The organism is Desulfosporosinus lacus DSM 15449 (assembly GCF_900129935.1).
GTDB lineage: Bacteria > Bacillota > Desulfitobacteriia > Desulfitobacteriales > Desulfitobacteriaceae > Desulfosporosinus > Desulfosporosinus lacus.
The window spans coordinates 158,843-183,168 of the sequence record NZ_FQXJ01000004.1; the positions used below are offsets into that span (position 1 = coordinate 158,843).

A 24,326-nucleotide genomic window follows, 5' to 3' on the forward strand; every position below is an offset into this window, starting at 1 on the left:
CTCTTTACTTCACTTGCGACAGTAAATCCGTCGCAAGCTTTTTTTATTCTACATTTTTAACCAATAGTTTGCGTTCCTCTGCAAAACCGAAATTCTCGTAAAGTCGAAGTGCTTTCACATTATGACTGCTAACCGCAAGGCCTAGGTATGGGATTTCATGTTCTCGACAATAGTCTTCCGCAGCCTTAAGCAACACTTGGCCGGCCCCTTTACCCCTCCACTCCGGAAGGACCACAATATCCATAATCCACCCTTGAGTGATCCCGGTTAACTCTTCCCGCGATGAACCATGAAGAACCAAATATCCGATTGCCCGTGCACTAGTATCCTCGTCCTGTTCCGGCTCCTCAACAATGAACACTTTAGATTCAGACTGCTCAATCCAGGTCCAAAACCCTCTAAGATATTCCTCTCTGTACTTGAGTGTTACCTCCATTGACTGCCTGCGCCATGGGGAAATACTCTCTGGAATCCCAATTTTCCCAAGAGCATAAATAAAAGGCCAATCACGAACATTTCCTTGACGAACTCGCATATAATCACCTCTTAGGGTAACTTATGCAATCATCCCCTGTATCGCTTTCACCTACAAACAATATTCTTGATTCACTCAGACAGGTATTCCCACAGAAGCACTAGTAAAATAGTGCTCTTTTTATTTGTCGGACAGTTTTCGTGCTAAAAGGATTTGGCTAAGTAAGTTCTTGACACTTTTCTTGCTCAATATATTTAGGAGAGCACGGAAATAGAAAGGGACGAGATGAAAAGGAGGGGACACCACTGTATATTGCTATCCTAGCGTTGGGCCTTTGCCTGCTTCTCTGGGGAATGAAAATCCTGCGGCAAGGGCTTCAATCATTTGCCGGACATCGCCTCCACCAAGCACTTCTGTGGATGACCGCAACTCCCTGGCGTGGTTTTTGGAGCGGATCAATTTCCACGGCTCTTCTTCAATCTAGCACTGCCTTAACCGTCATGGCTGTATCTTTCGTTGATGCCGGACTCCTCCCTTTTGGCAACGCCTTCGCGCTGATTTTAGGCAGCAATATCGGCACTACTTTAACGACCCAGCTCCTTGCTTTTCCCTTAGACCAGATAACCCCTTACATCATGGTTTTTGGCTCTCTTGGCTTCCTTTTTATTCCGTCTCATTGGCGGTTTCTTTCCCAGTCGGTTTTTGGCTTAGGCGTTCTCTTCTTCGCATTAGGCTTACTCCAAGTGGGGATGGCCCCGCTCGTCGACTTACCTGTGATTCAGAATTTCCTTAAACAGCTGGGTGACAACCATCTCCAAGGGGTAATTGCCGGAACAGCAGTATCCGCCCTGCTACATTCCTCCAACGCCACAACAGGGATTGTTATGTTGCTCACTGCTGACGGATGGATCACCCTTCCTACCGCGCTTGCCTTCATCTTTGGCGCTAATATTGGCACCTGTTTTACCGCTGTTTTTGCAGCTCTGGCCTCCTCCCGAGCCGCTCAGCGGGTGGCATTGTTCCATGTCTTACTTAACGTATTTGGAGTACTGCTATTCTTACCTTTTGTTGAACCTATGGCCTATGGACTCACTATTATGGGAGGAAGCCTCTCGCGGCAGGTTGCTAATGCTCATACCATCTTTAATCTTTTGTCCTCCCTATTGGCCTTTCCTTTATTGCCCTGGTCAACCCGGTTCCTCAAAAAAGTGCTCCCTTAAAAATAGCTGCTCACCAAAGCGTTCAAGCGATGGCGGCAGCCTGTATCCCATATAACCTGACCATGACCTTCCTGAAAAGTGAATAAATTCACCCAGCGCTTCCCTTGACACCAAATTTACTCTCGATTAAGTCACAAATTCCTCGGCCATCATCTAACCCAAAGCAGGGTATCCCGTTATCAAACTCAACATCACTGACTATGGCAATAAGTTCCTCAAGTTTAGAAAAGAGCTCCTGATGAACAGCTGAGCGATAAACCTCAATCTTTGGCTTGTCAGCATGCTTATATCCTTCAGTAAAAATTACATCCACCCCCTGAATTCGGGCCAGAACCTCTTCGAGGGGCTGATCGTCTGAGACGCGTTCTAAAACGGCAATCCTTTTGGGAGAGCTGATTGCCACAACATCCGCCCCAGCACGGTCATGGCGCCAGGTGTCTTTGCCTGGTTGATCCATCTCGAACCCATGGACATCATGTTTTAAGGTCGCTACCCTCCATCCGCGGCGTTTAGCTTCACGAATAAGCTTTTCTAAGAGTGTAGTTTTCCCTGAATTAGATTTGCCGCCTACAATTGAAATAACAGGAATTTGTGAACATTCCTCTTTTGCATCCATCTTAGCTCTCCCAGTCCGCAATCCAGCGTGCCATTAAGAGTTCTCCAACCTCAACGGGTCCATGATTTGCTGGTACATCCACTAGTAAATGGCTGCCAATCATAGAACGAAGGATTCCAGATCCCTGAGCAGGAGCCAGGTCCGCCCATATTACTCCATCTTTAAACACCGCCTGAGCCCGCAGGAAGCGTCGTTGTTTCCCAGGCCTGCCAAAGCAACCAGCCATTTTAACCTGGAATTCCGCTTCTTCGGGGGTGGAACGTCCTGCTAATTTGCGAAGCGCCGGACGAACCAAGAGTTCAAACGTTACCATCGCTGCTGCGGGATTTCCTGATAGTGAGAAAAAGAGCTGCTTTCCTTTTTGTCCAACAGAAACCGGGGTCCCTGGTTTTAAATTCAATTTCCAAAACAGCATATCACACCCAAACTGGGCAAGAGCATGGCGCATAATATCATAATCTCCAACAGAGGCCCCACCTGTAGATATGATCACATCAGCCTCCGAAACTTTTTCTAAGGCATCCAGCGTGTCCTCTATTTGGTCGTAAACAATGGGAATGACGAGAACCTCGCACCCAGCCTCCTGAAGCATTCCACGCAAAGTGTAGCTGTTACTGTTATAGATCTTGCCCAGGTACAATGGTTGCCCCACATCCATCAGTTCCGAACCAGTAGAGAGTAACCCAACCCGCGGACGACGGTATACCTTGAGTTGATTTATGCCAACCGCAGCCAACAACCCAATAGCAGGCGGAGTTAAATAAAACCCTCGTTTAAGAAGAATATCCCCCTCTTGGATTTCTTCCCCTTTATGTACAATATTAGAACCTGGCAACACCGGACGAGAAATCGTCACTTTATCGCCCATCAACTCAGTGTCTTCCATACGAACTACACAGTTAGCACCAGGTGGAATCGGTGCACCGGTAAATATCTTGGCAGCCTCACCCCTGGTAATAACTCGCTCAGAAAAAGTTCCTGCTGGAATTTCACTTACAACGTTAAGCTGAAGTGGTCGAGGGTCAACGTCAATGGCTAGATATGCATACCCATCCAGTGGTGAGCGAGCAAACGGAGGCATAGCAATTTGTGATATAACATCCTGAGCTAACACATGCCGATTAGCGTCTGCAAGGGAAATATACTCTGTTTCCACCGGCTGGATGCGAGCGAGGACTAACTCCAAAGCCTCTTCTAATTCAATCATTATTTTCATGCCTCTTCGATTCCTTCCGCTACAAGTAGTTACAAGTTTAATTATTAACTCAAAGCACTCTTTAAGTGTAACGATAATTCAAAACATTGTCAAAAAAAAACCTGTCAAAGCGACAGGTCTTAATTGGGGATTGGATTGGCCCTTATCTTTTCAATTTGAACCTTGCCATTTTCGCGATAGATCTCTAAGTTGCGGTAGGGCTCTTCAATTTGGATAATTTCTTTACCGACCGCGATTACAACATTCGAATGGCAATACTTGACGTAAAGACGGCTTTCGGGACTGATTTGAACAAAGGTTGAACTAACTTCTGAACCCCCAAGTTCGCGGATTTGGACCTTGCCTCCCGCAAAGATTTTACCCCCTCGACAAACACCCTCAATCGTAACATCCCCTTCTACACGAATGTCCGAATTGTAGGTCCCCTTCTGACACTCAAACGATCCCCCGCACTCAATGGTTGCCCCTTGTACATAACTAACAACAAAACTGAGCTTATCTGAAATCTCGATGGTTAAACTTTGAGTAAATTGTTCAAAAGCCTGATTCACTCGCAATAAAATTGGTATAGATTGAGCTTCTAACGGCCCTAATCCAGTCAAAAAACGTTTCGCTGTTCTAATAGAAACACTAAGTCCTTCTGTGATCACTTCGTCATCCTTATTATCTGTCACAAATTTCTCTAAGCGATTTGACAGTTTGGGAAGTTCAGGAAATTGTTTCTCCATCACTAACTTGAGACACTGTCCTTGTTTTAGATTAACAGCCCCCGGCGACTTAATCAACTCTGCCGTACGCTGTAAGCAAGCGCTTAGTCGATTTTGCATTTCTGAGACAAGGCGAAGAAGTTCTGAACGCACCACGAATTTTTCACCAATTACGATCTTTCCACCTAAAAGATTCTGATGAATCACAGCCCCTTTTTCCGCCCTTATTTCAGCATGGGAAACAGATCCTCTAATTTCTATCTTTCCCCCGGCAAAAACACGGAGCCCATCTTGAACATTCCCATTCACGAACACATCTCCCGGAAATTCAATGCTTCCAGTGGCCAGATCAACATCTTTATTCATTATATAGACATGCTCAACCGAGTACGTTTTCTCATCAAGACGTACAGGTTGTCCCGCACATTTAGCCACCACTTCAAGTTCATTGGGTGAAAGATAGACATTCTTTTTGAGACGGAATTGAAAATCCTTGGCTGCAGCCGCAGGAAGTACCTTCCCTAATACATCTTGGCCTGGTATCCCAGGGCTGCTAGGGATTTTGCGTGCGAGAACAGCGCCCTCCTCAACCAATTTTACCTTCGAAGCAAAAAAATCAATCTTTTTTCCCTCTTGACCGGAATGCGCTTCAGGCTCACCTACAAAGTCCTCTAATCTTGCGTGTTCGGGCGGAATCGGAAGGGTCGCTTCAGCAACAACAACCTCTTGCACGCCTTTGACCGCTAAAATCTCCTCCCAAACTCTGAGGCGCCGTCCATGAACAACCTTCAATTGCTCCAAGTCTGCATTTAACCTAGCCTCATCCCAGATCTCACCCTGAGCCGGCAAGCTTTCCCAGGTAAGAAACTGAACCAAATTAATCTCCTCTGCAGGAGGGAGATTTTCAGCAAGGATATAATGTCCCGGCAATTCATGTTTAACTTTCGCCACAACAGACAATCCCTGAAAACGAACATCCATTTCCCAAGTCAACACCCCTGGTTGGACCAGCGGATGGAATTCCACTTGATCCCCAAAGCTCACACGAAATGGCTGTTCTTGACGAACCCCATTAAACCAAACTTCCCCGGCCTCCCAATATGGGGTAAACTGTTTAACCCCTTCACCAAGAACAATATTATACTTCGTACCATCCCAAATTGTTTGACTCGGCCCCAATACTGGTACTTGAACTTCCTCCCAAATTAGGCGAACTTTCCACTGACGAGAAAAGAAACTGGGTTTATCTATCACTTCAAGCGTGATATCTTCCGGCAAAATATTTAGTTTAAGTGCCCATTCTTTTTTTATGTCTTCAAGGGATCGCGCCTGAACGACTTTTTCTGGCATGATGCTACACCCCACTTTTCGAAAAGTTTTCATTTTTTAAATAATATCATAATTTCGTCCTATCCCTATAGGTCTTTAGTCCTATTAATGTACATATTGTGCAAAATAGTTAGGTGATTTTCTTTAAGCTTCTATATTCAACCTTAAACTATACTCCATGAATTTAGAATTGCCGTAATTTAGGGAATTCTAGAGTAAAACCGGGCTGTAATAAAAAAGATTATCTACAGCCCGGCCTAGTGAACGTTATGCTTCCCTTAAAAAATCAGGTGTTATTTACCATTATAGATACCTGATGCCCCGGCGATTTTAACCCATTCGGATCCTGGCTGTTCCCAGGAACTTGGGGCAGAGGCTTAGTAGGTGTGGGGAGGACCGGCTTTAACAAATCCACATTCTCCTGGTCAATTACTTTATCTGTCGTCTTCCCTTGGAATAAATCTTTAACCACTTTCTTAGCCTCGACCGGATCGACTTTCCAGTAGCTTACCCCATCAAGGTCAAGAAATGACCCCGGCAACGTCTGGGAAACCATATTCGAACTGTCAAAACCAACGGCAACTTTAGACAGGGTAAGAATGTCTTTGGCCGACAAATTTGTGTTAACAGCATCCATTAATTGGGGAACGAGAAAGGGGAGTTTTGGGATTGTGCTAAGCTGAAACATCTCCTTAGCTACTGCTTTTAGTACTACTTGTTGCCTGGCAGTCCGCGATATATCGGCTAACGCGTCATGGCGAAAACGGGCATACTGTAGGGCCTTAGAGCCATTTAAACGCTGTTCGCCTTTACGCAGATTAATATACCCATCCTCATCATCACCCGTCTCATAGTACATATCTTTCTCTACATTAACCGTAACTCCACCTAAGGTATCAATAATTTTCTTAAACCCTTCAAAGTTAGTCTGTACATACCCTGCAATTTTTTCCCCAGTCAGCTCTTCCACGGTGCTTTCCAGAGTAGATAAATCCTTCAAGGAGACAATCTCATTAATTTTCTTATAACCATGCCCTGAAAGGAGAACTCTCGTATCACGCGGAATCGAAAGTAAGCTTGTACGCTGTGTTTTCGGATCGACACTGGCTAGTATAATCGTATCCGTACTAAACTTCTTTTGATCAGGGCGCTGATCTGCCCCGATAAGTAATACGCTGACCCGATTTTTTAATCCATCATCGTTAAGATCAGATAAATCTCCACCTGATATCTTACCCGATTCAGAAAATACCATATACCCTACAGCCCCAGCTGCAATAACTACCGTTAATGTAACAACCATCAGGATTAACCTAAACGCCCGCCGCACATCACCAACTCCATTATGTAACATCCTCTTTTATCATTATACCCAACTTTACTCATTAAAAAAGAAAAATCACAAAATCTTTAGAAATACTTTAAGAAAACAACTAATTCAATTCTAAAATGTATGAAATAACTTTTAGAGAAGTATTTGATGTTCGGAAAAATCGCCAATTGGAATTTCTGCCACTCGGTCCACAAAGCTAAGCCCATAACGCATAACAAAACTAAAGGGATTTAAAACCCGTTCCTGCCTGGAATGATTAGGAACAATTCCATCCTCAAGCTGTTGTAAGCGGCTAAGTACATCACTGCATCGTTTGCGTTGTGCCTGCCAAACCTTTTTCTCTAAATAGTCTAATTGAAACTTGACTTTCGCCTCATTTCGATCCAACCAATCACTGACATTGGCATGAACCTCTTGCAGTGGTTTCAGTTCTGCATAGCCCCTTGCAATTTGTTCCCTCATACGTTGAAAGTGGTCATCAATATCCAGCGTATCCTGTTCTCGCACGAGGCGATTTCGCTGTTCCTGTAAACCATGGTTAACATCCGCTAGAGTTAATCCTTGCTTTTTCAGATATTTCTGCCAAGAAGCTGTCAACGCTACAGCAGACAAACGCGGAAAAAGAATCGGCATTACGAAGCCAAGCTTGGCAAATACTCCCCCAAGCTGAGCCCAGTAATTCAATTCCCCCGGCCCGGGTACATAAGCCAAAGTCGGAAACAAATATTCCTGAATCACAGGGCGGGTTACTACATTAGGGGAAAACTTCTCAGGCGCTTGGGATAGCAAATCATTCAGGGTATCCAAATCCATTGGCTCTTTTTGCCCGCGCAAATAAAACGATTCCGCACTATATAGAATCGCACGTCGTTCAGGTACAGAAAGAAACAAATTAACTTCCCCGCCAGTTGGTTGTATTTGTGGATTAAATCCAAGCTCAACCCATCTATTCGTGCGTTCGGCCAAAGCTTCCCTTACATCCGCATGCATTTTTAAGATCTGCTCATACATTGGCGCTGCTAAGCGCTTAAATTCCGGTATCATAGGATCGAAGAAAATCAGACCCCATTTGTGGACCAGCCACTGTAAGGTCAGGGCAAACCAGTGTGTTAAATTCTCTGCTTGTTCAGTTAACTGACGACATTGCTTCAAGACGGAGGATCGAAATTCACTATCTGGCATCTCTATAAGTTGGGCTTCGATTGTTTCCCAGTCAGGAACCTTTTGATGCCCCACAGATTCCCCGCCCCCATCACCCGGCAGCAAGCAAGAAATCGGTTTTCCCTCAGAATTTAAGAGATAGGTCTCGCGAATTTCTTGCCAGTCATGATCTTCACCCGCAACCCAAAAAACTGGGACAACCGGACGACCCAGTTTTTCACGTTGCTCTTTAGCTAATTGGATAGTGGTCATGGCTTTATACAAAGTATACAATGGCCCCGTCAGGATTCCCGCTTGCTGTCCCGTGATCACTGTAAGAGTCTCTTTCTGCCTCAGTTCTTCAATCATCTGCAGGGTTTCGGAATTCGCCCCTAAATTCCTATGATACTCCTTCAGAGTATCTGCTAAAATCTCTCTGGAATAATCTCTGGAGTCTAAATAAACTGCCCTTTGTTCAAAACTCTTCTGAATTTTAGGATCTCCGCTCGGAAAAAATAAAGCTACTTGTTCAAAACAAGTAGCTATGGTTTGCATTAGATCTCTCATCTTTATCCCCCCGCTACCTTAGTACACGGTATTTTATCATGCACGACTTGAAACCGCAATTCTCCCCGGCTCACCTTTATTAACTCGGCCGATAACAGCTGCTGCAAGGGTCTTATGTTCCTTTAATTGTTGAAGCAATGAAGCGACACGTTCTTCAGGAACAGACATTAGCAACCCTCCCGAAGTAATTGCATCAAAGAGCACAATTCGCAACTCTTCCGCAACTTCCGATTCGAAATCCACTTTATTCTCCAGATGACGGCGGTTGGCCTGAGTTCCTCCCGGAATGGCTTTTTGCGCGATACAATGCCAGACACTGTCCAGGACCGGTACAGCACCAGCATAGACCTCTGCACTGCAACCGCTGGCCTCAAGCATTTCATGCAAATGACCTAACAGCCCAAAGCCAGTCACATCTGTAACCGCATGAACTCCAACGGATATTGCTGCTTCAGCAGCCCCCTTATTCAACGCAGCCATAACTTTAATGACTTCCGCTTCGGCCTCCGGTGAGACTATTCCGCGTTTGATCCCAGTTGTGATAATTCCAACTCCCAGCGGTTTTGTAAAAACTAGGATATCCCCTGGCTCAGCCATGGCGTTAGAAAGGACATGGTCTGGGTGCACAATTCCAGTGACCGATAATCCGTATTTTGGCTCAGGATCATCAATAGAGTGCCCTCCTACAAGAACCGCACCCGCCTCTCGAATCTTATCGCTTCCACCTTGCAAAATCTTAGCCAAAACTTCCATACTCAATTTTTTAACAGGGAAAGAAACTAAGTTCATCGCAGTCAACGGTTTAGCTCCCATTGCGTAAATATCACTTAAAGCATTCGCAGCAGCAATCTGCCCAAAAGCATAGGGATCATCTACCACCGGAGTAAAAAAATCAACGCTTTGAACAATAGCCTGGTCATCATTTAAACGGTAAACCCCGGCATCGTCCGAAGTCTCCATGCCTACTATAAGGTTAGCATCCTCTAGATTAGGGGGTAAGTAGCGCAAAACTTGCGCCAGGTCCGAAGGACCTATCTTGCATCCTCAGCCAGCCTTCGTAGATAACTGAGTCAGCCTGACCTTATCCGTCACCTTTTCTTGCGTCATATTAAGATCCATCTTTGCACCACCTATTACTTCATTAAACTAAATCATCTTTGGACATATCATTCATTAATTATAACCAGATATAATACTGCGTCAACACGACGCCAACTTACAAGACACTTCCTTACAATCGCAGCCTAGCCAAGTGAAATGATATTGCAAAGAGAACCATCCAGCCAACCACAAAGTAAGACTCCCTGAAGCTGTGGTGATCGTGCAATTCGTTTCACTTTCCCCATTGCCCTAACCGCAGAACAATCTCCTCACTGTCACCACTCAACAATGTTCTTACATCGATCAGTACCCGATCCTTGTGAATTCTAGACAGTATTGCTACCGGACCCAGTCTTAAAAACTCCTCTAATTCAATAACGTTCCCTTCTGCCGGCCGAATGGCACACACCCATGTCGGAAGCCCTACCGTCGGCCAAGCCCCGCCACCCACCTGAGAAACATCCTCTTTTAACTCGGCAGCGATCTTCTGATTCGCCTGAAGTGCCATAACCAGCTCAGACGCTGCTTTATGTAGTGTATCCAACGGGGCAGAGAGCATTCTCCAGACAGGTATATCTTCTATTTCCCCATTCTCGTATAAGCGAAGAGTCCCTTCGAGGGCTGCCAAAGTTAATTTATCAACTCTCAAAGCTCGAGTTAATTGATTTGCTCTTAATCGTTCAACAAAAACTCTCTTTCCCACGATGATTCCAGCCTGCGGTCCACCAAGCAATTTGTCTCCACTAAAAGTTACGAGAGACAGACCTGATTTAACGGCTTGTTTAATAGTTGGCTCAGTTGGAAAGCCCAGACTTGCCCCGTCAAAGAAACTGCCGCTTCCTAAATCCTCCATTACGGGCAGACCCCGCTCTTCACCGAGTTCCACTAACTCTGCTCCTGTAACAGCATGAGTAAACCCTTCAACCCGATAATTACTCGTATGTACTTTCAGGAGCAGAGCAGTATCCGGCCCGATGGCTGCTTCATAGTCCTTTCTCCAAGTCTTATTGGTAGCTCCCACTTCCACCAACCTGGCCCCCCCTGCTTTTAGCACCTCAGGTATGCGAAATGATCCGCCAACCTCCACCAATTCCCCTCGCGATACAATGACTTCTTTCCCCTGGGCAAAAGTATTCATCATCAATAAAACTGCGGCCGCGTTATTATTAACAACCATGGCAGCTTCTGCACCCGTGAGACGGCAAAGAAGCTCTTCAACATGGACATAGCGTGAGCCCCGCTCACCAGTCTGGATATTCAACTCAAGGTTGCTATACCTTTCTGCTTGTTCCGAAACAAAACGCGCCACTTCTGGCGCAAGCAGTGCTCTTCCGCAATTGGTATGCAAGACAACCCCAGTCGCATTGATAACCCGCTGTAAATTATATTCAGTACTTGTCAGTTTCTTCAGAAGCTTGTCTCTCAAAGATGTCCAAAGGGAAGCTTCAAACTCCTCATACGAATCTGCTAAACTTCGGTTAATATTTTCCCGTGCGCTTTGTAAAACCTGTCGAACGCACTGAGTCATACGAGGCAACCACCTCTCATTCGTCATAAACGGACTGAATTCTATGTCGTCCTCCAGCCGAGAAAGCACTTCATGAACAGCTGGTAGTGCCCTTAATCGTCTATGTATCTCTTGTTGCACTAATTGCCAACTCCTTATGGACCTCCATTATTATCGACCAATTTCCCGTAATCTGGCCCGCACACTTTTTAGGATTTCGACAGTAGGATTAGCATATGATAAAGGAAACCTAAGCACTGAGTTTTACCTAACCATAAGAAACAAGCTTACTTATTTGCTGAAGTCCCCGTCTGCGGGCCTCCGGCCTCTGACCTCAGACTTCTTATTTCAAGGAGGTATTCAATGTCTAACATCAACTCAGCTCGCACACTCATGCAGCCGGCGCGTCAAGCCGTTATTCTTCCCTTTAAGTCGCGCTCCCAAACAAACGAGCAATTCTCTCCCTGTATCTTTTGCGGTAAAACTATGAGAGTACATAAATTCAAAGGCAAAACAGTTTGCATAAACTGTCTGCGCCTAATACCTGCTATCTTCTCCTATGGATAAACATTATTCTTGATTGCCACTTATCCGACGACGGTCATGGATGACCTGAACGGTCACAGCCAAGGCTCGAAGCGGCAACCAACCCGCCATCCATAAATAAACAATATTGTAAAAGGGAAGCAAATCGCTTCCCTTTAGAGTGTCTAGCTTTGTGTCGACTTATTGAAAGCAGCGTTAAGCGTTTGAACGGCCTTTTCAAGGATTATTCCTTTGCCGTGTTCAGATAGGAAAACTCCGGTCGTGCCAACGATTTCACCGTATTCATCAAGGATTGCCTCTGCCAAAAACCTTTTCTTACCCGTTCCCATTCGGTTGAGTACAAGATAGTATTCCTTTTCGAACTCATAAAGTCCCGAACGAAGTTGGGCAAATTCCGGTAACCGTGCAACTGCCGAAATCACATCTTCTAAATCTGCAAATACATAGACCAATTCTGTAACCCGACCTTTAGGGGTTTTTCGACCCGCCTTCTCTTTAACAGAACCCTCAACCTGATCTTCTTGCTTCATGATCGTGATTACAAACTCATCATTCGTTGCCACGGTTGCTTGAATCCAAAAAGGTTGATCTAAATTAAATTCGACTTCTTCTCTGGCTTGCGCGATGAGTTCCCAAAACAATTGCTCCGTCTTAGCTGACCGTTGAAAAAGATCAGTCATCGTGATATCCCTGTCACTTAATTCTGTCAAAGAGATAAAGATGCGGATGGTATGCTCATTAACTTTTTGGACACGCACATCCCCCACTCTCCTTTCCGCATCGTTTCTTACTTTAGATTATACATACTCTATCTTATTCCCATTATAACATATTACGCCAATACTTTTCCTGTGAAATCTATGAGAATGAAGATTATCTCTTCCCAATAGTATAGTACCCCCTGCACTCACAATCACAATATGCAGTTCCCGACTTATACCTCTATCTTATTAGCAAATTCATTCTATAGCAAGCTGCCTAAAAGCTCACAACGAATGACTTCTCGACGCGTCGGTAAATACATAAGCTCAACTTGATCGTCAACTTTCACTCTCTCATAGACAAAAAAGTCAACGTAGAATTGCATTTGTTGCGCTCCGCTGCGGATATCTAAACTGTAGGAGCTTGAACCAGAGTCAAAAGCCTTTCCCTGAACCGACCCTTGGATAATACCAGGTTTATCAAACCAATCTGGCTGAGAAAACAGAAATAGTTCTGTATATACACCTAATACCCCAACCCAGATTGAGACTTTCAGCGCCAAGAGCAAGAATCCCCAGACATCACGGGCATTTCGCCACGTAATAACTAACTTCCAAACCAATCTGGATAGTACCATTGCAAATATCAAAAAGAGTACGATCAAACTAGGCCAAGTCGTACTCCATAGATAACTATAATAGTCTGCCATTTCTTACCCCTTTACAAACCCAGTTATTTACCCAAACTTATGCTTTCTGCTTTCAACTAGACAACAGTTCCCTCCATTTGCTTTAACAGTATAGAGCAAATGATCTACTCTATCAAAAAATTCTTCGATTGGTTCATCTCGATAAATGGCCATTCCCATACTTAATGTTACCCTTCCACGATTTGGAAGGGTTTCAAACGAATGTCGAACTCTTTGTGCTATTTGACGAGCCTCTTCATAATTTGTTTCGGGCAATACAAAAGCAAATTCATCCCCTCCGAAACGATATACCCCATCCATTGTGCGAACAGCGTCCCTAAAGATCTGCCCCGTTGAATGCAATAATTCGTTCCCTGCACGATGCCCGAAAGTATCATTATAGTTTTTGAACCTGTCCAAATCAACCAGAATCAGCGTCAGTGGCTTTTGTTTTCTAAGAGCTCGTTGCGATTCACATCGTATCCGTTCCTTGTACGCCTTAAAGTTACCTAGGCCCGTAAGCTCATCAAGCGTCGCCAATTCTAAAAGCCTGCGACGGTCATAGGCAATTCTATGGATTACCAACATCGTGCCAGCCGCAATAAAGATAACTCCCGCTGTTCTGACCCAGTAATTCGTTATCCCTTGCAGAATAATTAAACTTATAAAATAACCTATTGCAAAAAGAAATGCACGAAGCTTATACCTCGTATGTGTCAGCGTAGATCTAGATCTTTTGACCATTATTCTATCGCCTCCAAACGATTTAACACAGATGTGTCTATCCATTTGATTAAAAGTTAGTTTTATTCTTTGATTTTAACAATATAGTTCGCTAAAGAGCCCTTATCTCCTTCTCTTTTACTAATAATTTCTTTTGTGGATCTCGAAACCAAAAAGGAGCAGTGTCATTTCACGCTCCCTAATAAACCGATTTAACCATAAGTGCTATTTATCTTTAACTTTTAATTGGAATTCTATATAATTTTAAAGAGATTGTCAACTAGGAGCCTATTTTCTACGCTCTCCAATCGTTTTGATTCAATCCTGCCATAATCTTTTGCACATAGGCCTGTGTCTCCTTATAGGGAGGCACTCCATTATATTTATCCACTGCACCTGGCCCAGCATTATAAGCTGCTAAACTCAGCGGAATATTCCCCTTAAAGCGATTCAGTAAATCCTTTAAGAAATGCGTTCCACCATCTAAGTTCTGAGTCGGATCATAGGGATTTTTAACTCCATAAGATGCAGCAGTTCCCGGCATCAGTTGCATTAAGCCCATGGCTCCGGCAGGAGAGGTTGCCTTCGAATTAAACCCTGATTCTGCTTTAACTACCTGCTGAATTAGATTTGGATCAACTCCATATTTTTGAGCCATAGAATAAATAAGATGCTCCAGAGAACCAGTATTTTCAGCTTTCCCCTCAGGAGCCTGGAGGGCTTTATAACTATTGAGTGACGACATCCCAGACATCCCCTGCATTAGACCGGTAAGTCCTTGGGAAGCATCTCCCCCTCCCCCAAGTGCGGCTTTAAGTAAGGTGGCAAACAGCAGTGAATTTGAACTGCCACTTTCTCCAGCTCCAGACAAATCGTTCTTATCAGTTTGTGTGGTTTGCCAAGATCCATTCATTTGTTGAAGTTGAAATAGGAGAACTATTTGAGCCATGTTCACTTAAATCGACCTCCTATCTTCTAAAATTATCGACGAATACCCTGGTTAATGAGAAATTAATTGCCCCAATTCCTTAACCTCATCGCTCTCGAGAATTTGTTCCGGAATGAGTTTAATAATTATTCTATCGGGGAGATTTACTACTCCAGCAATAAAGGGATCTGTAACCAGCGACGGGGGGGGAACAATATTCTCTAAAATTCGAACCTCGCGAAGTTGATCCACAGCAAATCCCACATGATTTCCATGAACCTCTGTGATTAGGGCAAAAGTATTTTGATCGTCTTGCGAGTCCGAACCTTCTGTTGTCATTTTTATTGGATCAATTCCGAACCGCACATGCAAATCGATCAAAGGGATTGCCACACCTCGAATAGTAATCAGACCACACACATACGAAGGGGCATTTGGAATTATACCTACCTCTCCTAGACGGGTAATTTCCCGAACCACATCGATGGGCATCGCATACTCTTCTTGACCTAATGAGAAAACGACAACTTGTACTGCCATCCTAACCATCCTCCATCGCTATATCTTCCCGACCTCATTAACTGCCTTACCCAACATCTCGTCTTGGGTCTGGATTATCTTTTGATTGGCTTCATAAGCTTTCATAACCGTCATCATTTGAATCATTTGTCCAGCGAGGTCGACATTAGATGCTTCCACCGCTCCCTGTCGAACTGCACCAACGGCGGCTTGAACTGGTTGATTGGCAATATATAAGGATTGACCTTCACGTTGTAAAGCATCCACCGGAATCTCGACGACACGTATTTGATCGACTCTTTGTCCTTGATCCATAATTGTGCCATCAGCGCTCACGCTAAATTCAGAACTCAAAGGACCTATGGGGCCTGCTTCACCCTGAAGGGAATAACCATCCGCGGTTCGAAGCATCCCGTCACCATCTAATTGAAAGTGTCCATTGCGAGTATACCGTTCTCCGCCAGGTGTCTGAACGACAAAATATCCTGGTGAAGTTAAGGCCAAATCTGTATTAATATCGGTCGTCTCTAAAGATCCTTGAACATTGGACATGGCAAGGCGGTCAACGCCTACTCCTCTGCCCATCTCACCAACCTCAACAACTTCAGAAGCTTCGTTTCCTCCCATTCGTTGAATCAGCATCGAAGGAAAAGAAATATTACTAGCCGTCTGCTCTTTATAGCCTGAGGTCTTTAGGTTGACAACGTTATCTCCAACAACCTCACTTTGAGTTTGCGCGGCTAACAAACCTGTGGCCGAAGTATATAATCCTCTTATCATTTTAACCCGCCTTTGTTTCTTACTTAGCGCTTAAATCCGGAATTACTTAACAACCATTCGAAGCAAACCTAGCTGCGATGAGATGGTACGGGTAAGGGAATTGTAGTATAAGCCATTTTCAGCTACATAAGTCATCTCTCGGTCAACGTCCACGTTATTTCCATCATTGCGAAAGAATGTTGTATTATCTGTCACAACCCCTGAACCGTTCCCTTCTTGGATACCCGGAATGTGCTTCGAAGTCGTCAACTTCATAGGGAGGTTTCCGCTCTTTTCACCTAAGGCAGTCCCCAAGACCGTCTGGAAATCAACATCCGAACGTTTAAAGTTTGGAGTGTCAATATTCGCAACGTTATTAGACAAGACCTGTTGCCTCCTGCTCGACGCATCAAGGCCTTTCTGCAATACACTTAAAACCGGCCCCTCCAACCAACCACCAGCCATACACTTTACCTCCTTAGAGAATTAGCAAGTCCCCACATCTTATCTCCGTCCTGAACCAGCCTGGCACTCATTTGATAAGCTTTTTGGACCTGAATGAGATCAGTCATCGAAGTGGCCAAGTCAACATTTGATTGCTCTAAAGACTTACTGCGAACCGTTCCAAGTACCAGATTGCCGGCAGTGGTGTTACCTGGTTCTCCAACCTGCGGTTCACCAGAATTAACAGTAGGGACAAAGAGGTTGTTCTCATTTCTAAAGAGTCCTTGAGAATTCTGAAATCCTGCCAAAACAAGCTGTCCAAATACCATACTTTCTCCATTGCTAACCCCAGTTATATCTCCATTTGCAGCAACTGCTATTTCTGTGGCACCGAAGGGAATCAACCCATTGGTTTGGACAATGTTTCCCTGCATATCCGAAAGTTGCCCTGACTCATCTATTTGAAAGGCACCTGCCCGAGTATAGCCCATCTCTCCATTTGGAGTCTGTACTTGAAAAAAACCTGCGCCATTAATCCCTAAATCCAAAGAGCGCTCAGTTTGCCCTAGAACCCCTTGCTGAAAATTAGTCCCAATACCGCTAGTCAGCACTCCAGCCCCAACGTCCAGAGTATCCACGGTATTTTCGTCTTCAGCATTTATTCTTCCGGAACGCACTTCTGTCGCCAAAGCCTCAGCGAAAACCATCTGATTCGCCTTAAATCCGGGCGTATTGGCATTAGCCAGGTTGTTCCCAATGGTGTCTATCGCTATCTGCTGCGCACGGACTCCCGACGCAGCAGTTCCTACTAGGCGCATTAAGCACCCCTCCGTCTTCTCAAATTACAATTAAAGCTTATATTAGCGCTTGAGATTAATGAGTTCTTCTAAGAGAGTATCTGAAACCGTGATCACCCTCGAATTGGCTTGGAAACCACGCTGAGTTACGATCATATCCGTAAATTCTGTTGAAAGATCGACATTGGACATCTCTATAGAGTTTGAAACGATACTTGCTCGGCCATCCTCACCGGCAGCCCCAATACTTGCCATCCCAGAGTTATTGGTTGTGGTAAAGAAATTACCACCCACATTTTGAAGACCTGCATCATTGGCAAAAGAGGCTACAGCAATTTGAGCTATTTTATGAGTCACTGAATCTACTCCATTGCTGTACACCCCGGTAATTACTCCGCTTTGGTCGATGCTGAAGTCTGAGAGGGTATGAGCTTTATTTGTAAAATCATAGCTGATTGCAGTTGTAGCCTCAGTAAGAGTATGCGTAGTCACTGCAGCTGTTGAAATAGATCCATCATCGGGATCAGTTTCAGCAGGTCTTCCAGCATCTTTTACTCCAAAAGTAATTTGATAAGTCCCATCGTTCAATGTTTTTAGTGTATATTGCCCATCATTTGGCGTATCAGAATCCGAATACGTATATGGCACTGGTCCAGCGGCTCCAATATTATATACAATCGCTCCTGGTTTGGGAGGATACGCTACGATAACCGTACCATAAACCGCAGGGGGGCCAGCAGCAGCATCCGTATTATCAATTATTGCTGGGCTATTGCTAGTGCCATCGTCTGAAGGATCCTGAAAATGAACAGTTAAAGGAGTCACACTAGGATCACAATCGGAAGCAAAGGTAATATATCCCTGAATCGGGTCAAATGAGAATTGTCCGGATAATGGGGTACCAGTCACCCTAGTCATTCCATCAATTGTTAGATTTTGGGCTCCTATTAAACCTGTTGTTGAACCATCATATATGTGTGCAGCTGTTAGAGCACCATTTATTAGCAAGTTGGAATCCGGACTCTCTGGTATCGGAAAGAAACTATCCGTCGCTAATACATCCCCCAACTTAAACCTTATATCCGACGCCGCACCCCACGTAACAGGTGTTGTATCATCCTCACCCCAACTGAAGCCTTGAACCTTAGCTCCTGTTGCCGGATCAATCAGAGTACCATCACTGTCCTGACCAAACCCGCCTGCGCGTGTGTATACTTGTTGCCCGTTATTATTTAAGACAAAGAATCCTGTTCCTTGCAACATCATGTCTGTTGCTTTTCCTGTGGACTGTGAACTTCCTTGGGTCATAATTTGATCGATCGAGCCTATCCTCACACCCAGACCGACTTGCATTGCATTTGTTCCCCCTTGAGCAGGGGAAGGCGCCGAGGCTCCTTTCAAGGTTTGGCTAAGCTCGGTGGCAAACGACACCCGGCTCCTCTTATAACCTGGAGTGTTAACATTTGCAATATTGTTACCAATGACATCCATTTTGACCTGGTGATTTTTCAATCCCGAAATTGCGGAATATAACGAACGCATCATAAGACGTATTTCCTCCCTATTGCTTAATACTCTGCTAAATCAGCAGGATAATATCTTATCAGTCTGTTGACTTCCAGTTAAACTGTTTCCAGTTCTGGTTCTGTTACGCTTTCATCTTCTGGCGTAGTCGTGTCTTCCTCAGTATCCGTGGGCTCATCAGTAACAGGCGGCGTTTTCTCTTTAACCAGCGTAATCAGACCCATTTCCAAATCCACCACCGTTCCGTCTTCCTTGCGAATTTGAAGTTTTGGGTCACCATCAAGCCACTTCACCGCTTCAACGGTGCCTTCCAGTACAGTTTTACCATCAGTATCTATTCCACTCACCCATTTGCCAATCATAGCTGACCCTTGAGTAAGGGCTGATTGTTGGGAGAAAAATGTCATACTTTGGTTCAAAGAATCCATCGATGTTGCGATATTGTTCATTTGCTCTAAAGAGCTGAACTGTGCCAATTGCGCGATGGAATCTTTGTTATCTGTTGGATTTAAAGGATCTTGATTTTGCATCTGGGCTATAAGCAACTTGAGAAAATCGTCTTTCCCCAGTGAATCATTAGTTACAATTGTTTGGCTATTACTTAAAGTACTAGCTGAATTTTTATTAGAAGTTTCATCAATTGTTGTACCCATAGCTACCTCCTATGCCGTAACATTAATCCTATTGACTCCATCTTGTCCAAGGGAGTTGGGATTAGTAATTATAATTTGATCCTCATCTTCGTTAGTAAGCAGGTTACTTTGCTGGAGCGTCCTTTGTGCCTCATCCCCTTGAGGCTGTTGTTGCCCTTCTCCGCCTTGTCCCATTTGCAACGAGCCACAGTTCACACCTTGATTCATTAAGTTTTGGCGTAAATCCGAGAGCTGATTCTGGAGGAGTTGTCCAGTCGCCGCTTCAGAAGCTTGCACCTGTAAATGGACCTGTCCACTCTCCCAACGCAAGAAAATCCTTATACTTCCCAATTCAGCTGGATGAAGCTGAATATCTAATTCCTTCAAAGCCTGTTGCTTACTCATGACTTGCTCACGCACTACGGTAGAGATCTGTTCCCAAAGCGGAATTGCACTCATTTTTCCATCTGCACCAGCAAGGGATACGACGTTAGCAACTGCCCCAAGGCCCATGCTTGAAGGCTGAATTTGACCATCTTTTGTTCCAGATAGATCGTAGGATTTTATAGAATTATTAGCCTTGTTAACTTCTTCTTTAATTGCATCTTGGAAATTCCCAAATAACTTATTCTCCTGTGGACCTGTTCCCTCGAATCTCTGCTGAGCTTTAAGCTGAGAAGCACCCTCTTTCTGAGCGTTCGCGATAGATTCCACATCAACCCCTATGTTCTTCAGCTGATTAAGAAGTGCTTCACTAGCTCCTCGAGGTCCTTTCGCACCTCCAGCCCCTTCACTTAATACAGGGTAGAGGGCTGCCAATAGATTAGCAGCTTTCGCGTTCAGCCCAGGGTCACCACCATCAGCCTTACTGCTCCCAGCAAGAAACCCTTCGATCAAATTCACAAGTCTATTCTGCCCAGCGGTCTTAAGGTCACTTTCAATACCGTCATCGCTCATTGTCATCCAACCCTGAAGGATTTTTGCTAATTCCAGACGAAGATCCTTTGTTTCAGCACTATTAGCCGCTGTCGAATTAATCAAAGCACTTGTCTCTTCGCTGTCCTCTGCCGTCATCCACCCCTGGATAATTTGGGCCATTTCCTGACGATAAGCGTTTGCGCCTTTGTTATCGGTCCCTAAAAGGCTTCCTTCTGAAGTCACATCCGTAATTTCTCCTGAAAGCGCCACTAAAAGATTAGCTATTACCTGTCTATATTTATCCAATTCCGTGATTCCCAGGTTATTACCCTGAGAGCTTAGCGCCGTCATCCCTGTCGACTCTAAACTTTCATCTGAGGCCAAAGAAACCAGGTTCAACATAGCTGCCTTAAGATTCTTACTGGCTTCACCTGACACATTGCTTAATCCTAAGTTAGCTAATAATGAATTCTCAATTCCCTGACTCATAATCTCTCCGGAATTGGCCTCCTTGCCTGCCGGAAGATCACTCTGAAGCATCTCAGTAAGAAACGGAAGCACGTAATTACCATACCCAAGAATGCTTTCTAATCCATTCGAGTTCTGATCATCTTGCGCTGGATTAACATTACTCTGCTTTATCTCCGAATCTTGGTCTGCTAAAGAGCCTTGCCCTTTCGAATTTGAGTCTAAATTCATTCTGCCATTAAGCATAGCAGCAAAAACCGTTGCCGCATTTTCACAGCCCTCTGACGTCTCTTTTCCCTTCGAGGGTACAATGTTTTCTAATTTATTGCCACCCTTAAAGGTATCCGAAAGGACATTAATACCTGTCATTTGCCGTCACCTCCTAAATAAAACTCTATAGGTTATATCGACAAACTTCCCCTAAAACATTAGGATGATTATTTTTCTTAGAATAAGTTCCTCTTTTGTCGACTAAGCCTTCCCCGCAACCGTAAGATCGCTTGGGAATGCAGTTGGGAAATTCTCGATTCTGAGAGTTTCATGACGGCAGCAATCTCTTTCAAAGTGAGTTCTTCTTGATAATAAAGCGCTACTACTAATTTCTCTTTGTCAGGTAACTTTTCCACTGCTATTGCCAGAATTTGTTTCTGTTCATCTTTCTCTACGTCTTGATATGCCTCCAGAGCACTTGGGTCTACGAGCAAATTGAGAGGTGTTCCACTATTATCCCCATCAGTATCAACAGTGGTTTCATCGAAGGAGGTCAGAGTCAGAATTTGAGCTTGTGCCATTACCCCTTCTATCTCCCGCACTTCCACTTTCAGCAGCTCTGCGACTTCTTCGGCAGTAACTGCCCGCCCAAGCTGATATTCTAACTCAGCAAAGCCCTCTTGAACCCGCTTCACTTTCTGCCTAGCTGAATGTGGCACCCAATCCATAGTTCGAAGTCCGTCGATCATGGCGCCGCGAATGCGTATCGAGGCATAGGTTTCAAATTTCCACCCTCGAGCGGCTTCAAATCGTTCTAAGGCATCGAGTAACCCAAAGACACCATAACCGATGATATCATCCTCGTCGACATGGGAAGGCAGAGAAATTGCTAAACGACCAGCAATGCGCTTAACCAATGGCAAGTATTTTTCTACATATTCTTGTTTCCAAGGTCCGCGCGGAGCGGCTTCATAGGCGTTCGGCATCAAGTTTACTCACCCCCATTTTCGTAGTTAGTAGTTCGACCTCGGGTATCTTGTATAAGGTTGGTAGTTCGTCCTTCGAACACCGATATCGAACTAAGATTATTCCCAACCCATACGGCGAACAATTTCTGCTTGTCGCTCACTGCCCGGCAGCTCTAAGCTTAAATCACGATCAATCTGTCCAGCCGTTCTTAAATCTGGTCCAAGTGCATTAATCGGCTCATCGTCTCCAACAGAGAAATCAATATTTCCACCACAGTTGGGAGTTGAGTCAGCCTGGCTGTCCTCTTCAGGTTTTGGAATCGCTGTCCTTTCAAAGAGACTTAAGGTTCCTGCCATTAAAAGGTACATGCCCCCAAAAGAAATTACTGCTCGAAGGATTAAATCAAAAATCTTAACTCCATTCAGCACACTAAGCAACACAACCATAATTGAGGTAGCTATTGAAAGGCGCAAGGCCCAAACTTTTAACAGTTCCCGATTTTGGATGCCCATTAAACCACCTTTTCTCCATGATTAATTGTTCGTATGCGTAACTCGCCTGTCCCAACATCAAAATGGATTGTGCGCCCAAAATTCCCTCCAACATCTGCTACCAAAAGAGGAATCCCGTGCCTCTTGAGTTCCTGTTCCACCGCCTCGGCATTTCGATCCCCAATTTTTAAAACTGGGGGTTTTCCCGGAAAGGAGAACATCTGTGCACCACCGGCCATCTTAGCCCTTAGGCGGGACTTAAGGGCACCCATACCAGAAATTTCTTTTAGCAATAACACCAGCGCAGTATCCGCGTATTTCGCAGGATTTCCTCCCAGACTTCCATTAGCTGTCGGAAGCATAATATGGGCCATCCCGCCAACTTTAAGAAAGGGGTCATGAATGCAAATTCCAATGCAAGATCCTAGCCCGGCGGTTAACAATAGGTCTGGAGCCGTAGCGGTTTTGAAATCAGCCATGCCAACAGTGATAACTCCATTCATACTCCCATGGCCCCTAACAATTTTTTCAATGAACCATCATCTGGCAAAAAGATAAACTGTCCTTCAATTTTAGGAATTCCAGTGAGTTGTGTGTCAATAAACAACACGGTATCTTCCAGTACTCCTTCTTCGAGGAAAATCGCATCTAAAGTGGCACCGATCATATCCACCGCTAAAGCAGGTACAGAAGGTTGAAGGGGAATTCCCGAAAATTGAGTCAGCGCCATAATAAAGGAGCTTACCAAAATATTTCCCACTTCTTTTAAAGCTGATTGTGCCATCTCATTATAAAGATCCATCGGTTCATTCGTCCCAAATAGAGCTTTCACTACAATTTCTGCGCTTTCAACCGGAAAGAAAAAAACAGCTTTACCCGAAGCCTCCCCTTCAACTTTTACATAGATGACAGCTTGAGGCGTGTCGAGCTGTCCGACAATGGATGTAACCTGTTCAAAAGGGACTGCCCAGACTTCTGGAACCGACATATCAATTCGTCGTTGTAAGAGAGTCGATAAAGCTGTCGCGGCATGCCCAGATCCAACATTCCCTATTTCACGCAGAGCATCCAATTGTAATTGCGTAATCTCCATTTATACCAACCCTTTCTTACGCATTGCCCTTTGTTTTTCAAAGACACAGCGAATAATTTTATCTCTCTCCCGTTCTGAGATTTCGTAGAATTCTGTTGAAACACTGTACAAATTATTTTCTTCATTTTTTTCCACTCGGATGACTCGAACAGGGGTCTGTATTTCTCCGGTCGGTAAGGATATTTGAACATAGAGTAATGATCTATCTTCTACTCGCACCTTAGTAGTGAATCGCATTCCTCCACCGCTTAAGTCAATCATCGTTGCTTTTAGAAGATCACTAAGTCCTTCTCGAGTCACCATTCGAAACGTGATCGGAAATAAGGCGGGAACACGAACAAAATTACGACGTTGAACTTTATCAACGGTATCTGGCAATTCCAGCACGAAAATAGGCACAGGGACAGCGATCCTTTGCATGATTTTCCCTTCAAATGAGTAAACCGCTGATTCATCCCAGAATATTAATTTAACCCTTGTCCCCTCGTGCAAAGGGACCAAGTCGCCACGTTCAAAGGGCGCACCAACTAAGAGGAGCCTCTCCCCCACTTCTTCAACTCGAGTTCGATAGTGTCCTTCGTACTTCCCTTCCAGCGCGATTAGTTCCACCGCCAGCCCAGGAGAAAGCTTCTTTTTATACGACAAATCGTCACCCCTTTTACGAAAAGAATTACTGATCACTAATCCTTTTGGAAAATTTGTTA

Annotated in this window: 26 protein-coding genes; 2 read left to right on the forward strand and 24 right to left on the reverse strand. The window is 44.5% G+C overall.

Features of this window, described 5'->3' with window-relative positions; all coding sequences use genetic code 11:
* Nucleotides 1-43: 43 nt before the first annotated feature.
* Nucleotides 44-535: a GNAT family N-acetyltransferase gene (locus BUB11_RS05120; RefSeq protein WP_073028362.1), complete on the reverse strand. Its 492-nt coding sequence runs from the start codon at nucleotides 533-535 to the stop codon at nucleotides 44-46.
* Nucleotides 536-780: 245 nt separating this feature from the next.
* On the opposite strand from BUB11_RS05120, the gene BUB11_RS05125 reads away from it, so the two are divergent.
* Complete coding sequence (locus BUB11_RS05125; protein WP_073028363.1) at nucleotides 781-1,695, forward strand: Na/Pi cotransporter family protein; 915 nt, start codon at nucleotides 781-783, stop codon at nucleotides 1,693-1,695.
* 88 nt (nucleotides 1,696-1,783) lie between these two features.
* On the opposite strand, the gene mobB is transcribed toward BUB11_RS05125, so the two are convergent.
* The 7 genes from mobB to selA all read right to left on the reverse strand — a co-directional run bounded on the left by mobB (nucleotide 1,784) and on the right by selA (nucleotide 11,352).
* The gene (gene mobB, locus BUB11_RS05130; protein WP_073028364.1) at nucleotides 1,784-2,311 is read right to left on the reverse strand and encodes a molybdopterin-guanine dinucleotide biosynthesis protein B; all 528 of its coding nucleotides are present in this window, start codon (nucleotides 2,309-2,311) and stop codon (nucleotides 1,784-1,786) included.
* A gap of 1 nt (nucleotide 2,312) precedes the next feature.
* Nucleotides 2,313-3,527: a molybdopterin molybdotransferase MoeA gene (locus BUB11_RS05135; protein ID WP_073028365.1), complete on the reverse strand. Its 1,215-nt coding sequence runs from the start codon at nucleotides 3,525-3,527 to the stop codon at nucleotides 2,313-2,315.
* A gap of 119 nt (nucleotides 3,528-3,646) precedes the next feature.
* Nucleotides 3,647-5,584: a flagellar assembly protein A gene (locus tag BUB11_RS05140; protein WP_073028366.1), complete on the reverse strand. Its 1,938-nt coding sequence runs from the start codon at nucleotides 5,582-5,584 to the stop codon at nucleotides 3,647-3,649.
* A 265-nt stretch (nucleotides 5,585-5,849) separates the two neighbouring features.
* Nucleotides 5,850-6,917, reverse strand: a complete 1,068-nt coding sequence (locus BUB11_RS05145; protein ID WP_073028367.1) for an LCP family protein — start codon at nucleotides 6,915-6,917, stop codon at nucleotides 5,850-5,852.
* A 111-nt stretch (nucleotides 6,918-7,028) separates the two neighbouring features.
* A complete protein-coding gene (gene bshC / locus BUB11_RS05150) occupies nucleotides 7,029-8,603 on the reverse strand; it encodes a bacillithiol biosynthesis cysteine-adding enzyme BshC (protein WP_073028368.1) in 1,575 nt (524 codons plus the stop codon).
* Between the two features lie 36 nt (nucleotides 8,604-8,639).
* A complete protein-coding gene (gene selD, locus BUB11_RS05155) occupies nucleotides 8,640-9,710 on the reverse strand; it encodes a selenide, water dikinase SelD (protein WP_200797879.1) in 1,071 nt (356 codons plus the stop codon).
* A gap of 226 nt (nucleotides 9,711-9,936) precedes the next feature.
* Entirely contained in the window at nucleotides 9,937-11,352 is a 1,416-nt protein-coding gene (gene selA / locus BUB11_RS05160; protein WP_073028370.1) for an L-seryl-tRNA(Sec) selenium transferase, read from the reverse strand.
* 222 nt (nucleotides 11,353-11,574) lie between these two features.
* Here selA and BUB11_RS05165 point away from each other — a divergent pair, with 222 nt between their 5' ends.
* On the forward strand, nucleotides 11,575-11,778 hold the full coding sequence (locus BUB11_RS05165) for a hypothetical protein (protein ID WP_073028371.1): 204 nt from the start codon (nucleotides 11,575-11,577) through the stop codon (nucleotides 11,776-11,778).
* A gap of 143 nt (nucleotides 11,779-11,921) precedes the next feature.
* Here the strand turns inward: BUB11_RS05165 and BUB11_RS05170 are convergent, their stop codons facing one another.
* The 16 genes from BUB11_RS05170 to BUB11_RS05245 form a co-directional block, all read right to left on the reverse strand.
* A complete protein-coding gene (locus BUB11_RS05170) occupies nucleotides 11,922-12,515 on the reverse strand; it encodes an adaptor protein MecA (RefSeq protein ID WP_073028372.1) in 594 nt (197 codons plus the stop codon).
* A 206-nt stretch (nucleotides 12,516-12,721) separates the two neighbouring features.
* The gene (locus BUB11_RS05175; RefSeq protein ID WP_073028373.1) at nucleotides 12,722-13,168 is read right to left on the reverse strand and encodes a hypothetical protein; all 447 of its coding nucleotides are present in this window, start codon (nucleotides 13,166-13,168) and stop codon (nucleotides 12,722-12,724) included.
* 27 nt (nucleotides 13,169-13,195) lie between these two features.
* Nucleotides 13,196-13,891: a GGDEF domain-containing protein gene (locus BUB11_RS05180; protein ID WP_073028374.1), complete on the reverse strand. Its 696-nt coding sequence runs from the start codon at nucleotides 13,889-13,891 to the stop codon at nucleotides 13,196-13,198.
* Between the two features lie 274 nt (nucleotides 13,892-14,165).
* Nucleotides 14,166-14,825 carry a lytic transglycosylase domain-containing protein gene (locus BUB11_RS05185; protein ID WP_073028375.1) on the reverse strand — a complete coding sequence of 220 codons (660 nt, stop codon included), beginning with the start codon at nucleotides 14,823-14,825 and terminating at the stop codon, nucleotides 14,166-14,168.
* 45 nt (nucleotides 14,826-14,870) lie between these two features.
* Nucleotides 14,871-15,338, reverse strand: a complete 468-nt coding sequence (locus BUB11_RS05190) for a chemotaxis protein CheW (protein WP_073028376.1) — start codon at nucleotides 15,336-15,338, stop codon at nucleotides 14,871-14,873.
* 18 nt (nucleotides 15,339-15,356) lie between these two features.
* Nucleotides 15,357-16,097, reverse strand: a complete 741-nt coding sequence (locus BUB11_RS05195; protein ID WP_073028377.1) for a flagellar hook-basal body protein — start codon at nucleotides 16,095-16,097, stop codon at nucleotides 15,357-15,359.
* A gap of 42 nt (nucleotides 16,098-16,139) precedes the next feature.
* Nucleotides 16,140-16,541: a flagellar basal body rod protein FlgB gene (gene flgB / locus BUB11_RS05200; RefSeq protein ID WP_073028378.1), complete on the reverse strand. Its 402-nt coding sequence runs from the start codon at nucleotides 16,539-16,541 to the stop codon at nucleotides 16,140-16,142.
* A gap of 5 nt (nucleotides 16,542-16,546) precedes the next feature.
* Nucleotides 16,547-17,338 carry a flagellar hook-basal body protein gene (locus BUB11_RS05205; RefSeq protein ID WP_073028379.1) on the reverse strand — a complete coding sequence of 264 codons (792 nt, stop codon included), beginning with the start codon at nucleotides 17,336-17,338 and terminating at the stop codon, nucleotides 16,547-16,549.
* A 42-nt stretch (nucleotides 17,339-17,380) separates the two neighbouring features.
* Nucleotides 17,381-18,862 carry a flagellar hook protein FlgE gene (locus tag BUB11_RS05210; RefSeq protein ID WP_073028380.1) on the reverse strand — a complete coding sequence of 494 codons (1,482 nt, stop codon included), beginning with the start codon at nucleotides 18,860-18,862 and terminating at the stop codon, nucleotides 17,381-17,383.
* A gap of 77 nt (nucleotides 18,863-18,939) precedes the next feature.
* Entirely contained in the window at nucleotides 18,940-19,494 is a 555-nt protein-coding gene (locus BUB11_RS05215; RefSeq protein WP_073028381.1) for a flagellar hook capping FlgD N-terminal domain-containing protein, read from the reverse strand.
* A 9-nt stretch (nucleotides 19,495-19,503) separates the two neighbouring features.
* On the reverse strand, nucleotides 19,504-21,228 hold the full coding sequence (locus BUB11_RS05220; RefSeq protein ID WP_073028382.1) for a flagellar hook-length control protein FliK: 1,725 nt from the start codon (nucleotides 21,226-21,228) through the stop codon (nucleotides 19,504-19,506).
* A gap of 77 nt (nucleotides 21,229-21,305) precedes the next feature.
* A complete protein-coding gene (locus BUB11_RS05225) occupies nucleotides 21,306-22,055 on the reverse strand; it encodes a FliA/WhiG family RNA polymerase sigma factor (RefSeq protein ID WP_073028383.1) in 750 nt (249 codons plus the stop codon).
* 99 nt (nucleotides 22,056-22,154) lie between these two features.
* Entirely contained in the window at nucleotides 22,155-22,550 is a 396-nt protein-coding gene (locus BUB11_RS05230) for a hypothetical protein (RefSeq protein ID WP_073028384.1), read from the reverse strand.
* Nucleotides 22,550-23,032 carry a chemotaxis protein CheD gene (locus tag BUB11_RS05235; protein WP_073028385.1) on the reverse strand — a complete coding sequence of 161 codons (483 nt, stop codon included), beginning with the start codon at nucleotides 23,030-23,032 and terminating at the stop codon, nucleotides 22,550-22,552. The genes BUB11_RS05230 and BUB11_RS05235 overlap by 1 nt, the downstream gene beginning before the upstream one ends.
* Entirely contained in the window at nucleotides 23,029-23,622 is a 594-nt protein-coding gene (locus tag BUB11_RS05240) for a chemotaxis protein CheC (protein ID WP_073028386.1), read from the reverse strand. The genes BUB11_RS05235 and BUB11_RS05240 overlap by 4 nt, the downstream gene beginning before the upstream one ends.
* A complete protein-coding gene (locus tag BUB11_RS05245; protein ID WP_073028387.1) occupies nucleotides 23,623-24,267 on the reverse strand; it encodes a flagellar brake protein in 645 nt (214 codons plus the stop codon). It lies immediately after the preceding gene.
* Between the last annotated feature and the right edge of the window lie 59 nt (nucleotides 24,268-24,326).

Excerpts from the sequence above, each read along its gene's own strand:
- BUB11_RS05120 (WP_073028362.1), bottom strand. The coding sequence starts at position 535 with ATGCGAGTTCGTCAAGGAAATGTTCGTGATTGGCCTTTTATTTATGCT.
- mobB (WP_073028364.1), bottom strand. The coding sequence starts at position 2,311 with ATGGATGCAAAAGAGGAATGTTCACAAATTCCTGTTATTTCAATTGTA.
- BUB11_RS05135 (WP_073028365.1), bottom strand. The coding sequence starts at position 3,527 with ATGAAAATAATGATTGAATTAGAAGAGGCTTTGGAGTTAGTCCTCGCT.
- BUB11_RS05140 (WP_073028366.1), bottom strand. The coding sequence starts at position 5,584 with ATGCCAGAAAAAGTCGTTCAGGCGCGATCCCTTGAAGACATAAAAAAA.
- BUB11_RS05145 (WP_073028367.1), bottom strand. The coding sequence starts at position 6,917 with ATGTTACATAATGGAGTTGGTGATGTGCGGCGGGCGTTTAGGTTAATC.
- bshC (WP_073028368.1), bottom strand. The coding sequence starts at position 8,603 with ATGAGAGATCTAATGCAAACCATAGCTACTTGTTTTGAACAAGTAGCT.
- BUB11_RS05165 (WP_073028371.1), top strand. The coding sequence starts at position 11,575 with ATGTCTAACATCAACTCAGCTCGCACACTCATGCAGCCGGCGCGTCAA.
- BUB11_RS05175 (WP_073028373.1), bottom strand. The coding sequence starts at position 13,168 with ATGGCAGACTATTATAGTTATCTATGGAGTACGACTTGGCCTAGTTTG.
- BUB11_RS05180 (WP_073028374.1), bottom strand. The coding sequence starts at position 13,891 with ATGGTCAAAAGATCTAGATCTACGCTGACACATACGAGGTATAAGCTT.
- BUB11_RS05190 (WP_073028376.1), bottom strand. The coding sequence starts at position 15,338 with ATGGCAGTACAAGTTGTCGTTTTCTCATTAGGTCAAGAAGAGTATGCG.
- BUB11_RS05195 (WP_073028377.1), bottom strand. The coding sequence starts at position 16,097 with ATGATAAGAGGATTATATACTTCGGCCACAGGTTTGTTAGCCGCGCAA.
- flgB (WP_073028378.1), bottom strand. The coding sequence starts at position 16,541 with ATGGCTGGTGGTTGGTTGGAGGGGCCGGTTTTAAGTGTATTGCAGAAA.
- BUB11_RS05205 (WP_073028379.1), bottom strand. The coding sequence starts at position 17,338 with ATGCGCCTAGTAGGAACTGCTGCGTCGGGAGTCCGTGCGCAGCAGATA.
- BUB11_RS05210 (WP_073028380.1), bottom strand. The coding sequence starts at position 18,862 with ATGATGCGTTCGTTATATTCCGCAATTTCGGGATTGAAAAATCACCAG.
- BUB11_RS05215 (WP_073028381.1), bottom strand. The coding sequence starts at position 19,494 with ATGGGTACAACAATTGATGAAACTTCTAATAAAAATTCAGCTAGTACT.
- BUB11_RS05220 (WP_073028382.1), bottom strand. The coding sequence starts at position 21,228 with ATGACAGGTATTAATGTCCTTTCGGATACCTTTAAGGGTGGCAATAAA.
- BUB11_RS05225 (WP_073028383.1), bottom strand. The coding sequence starts at position 22,055 with ATGCCGAACGCCTATGAAGCCGCTCCGCGCGGACCTTGGAAACAAGAA.
- BUB11_RS05230 (WP_073028384.1), bottom strand. The coding sequence starts at position 22,550 with ATGGGCATCCAAAATCGGGAACTGTTAAAAGTTTGGGCCTTGCGCCTT.
- BUB11_RS05235 (WP_073028385.1), bottom strand. The coding sequence starts at position 23,032 with ATGAATGGAGTTATCACTGTTGGCATGGCTGATTTCAAAACCGCTACG.
- BUB11_RS05240 (WP_073028386.1), bottom strand. The coding sequence starts at position 23,622 with ATGGAGATTACGCAATTACAATTGGATGCTCTGCGTGAAATAGGGAAT.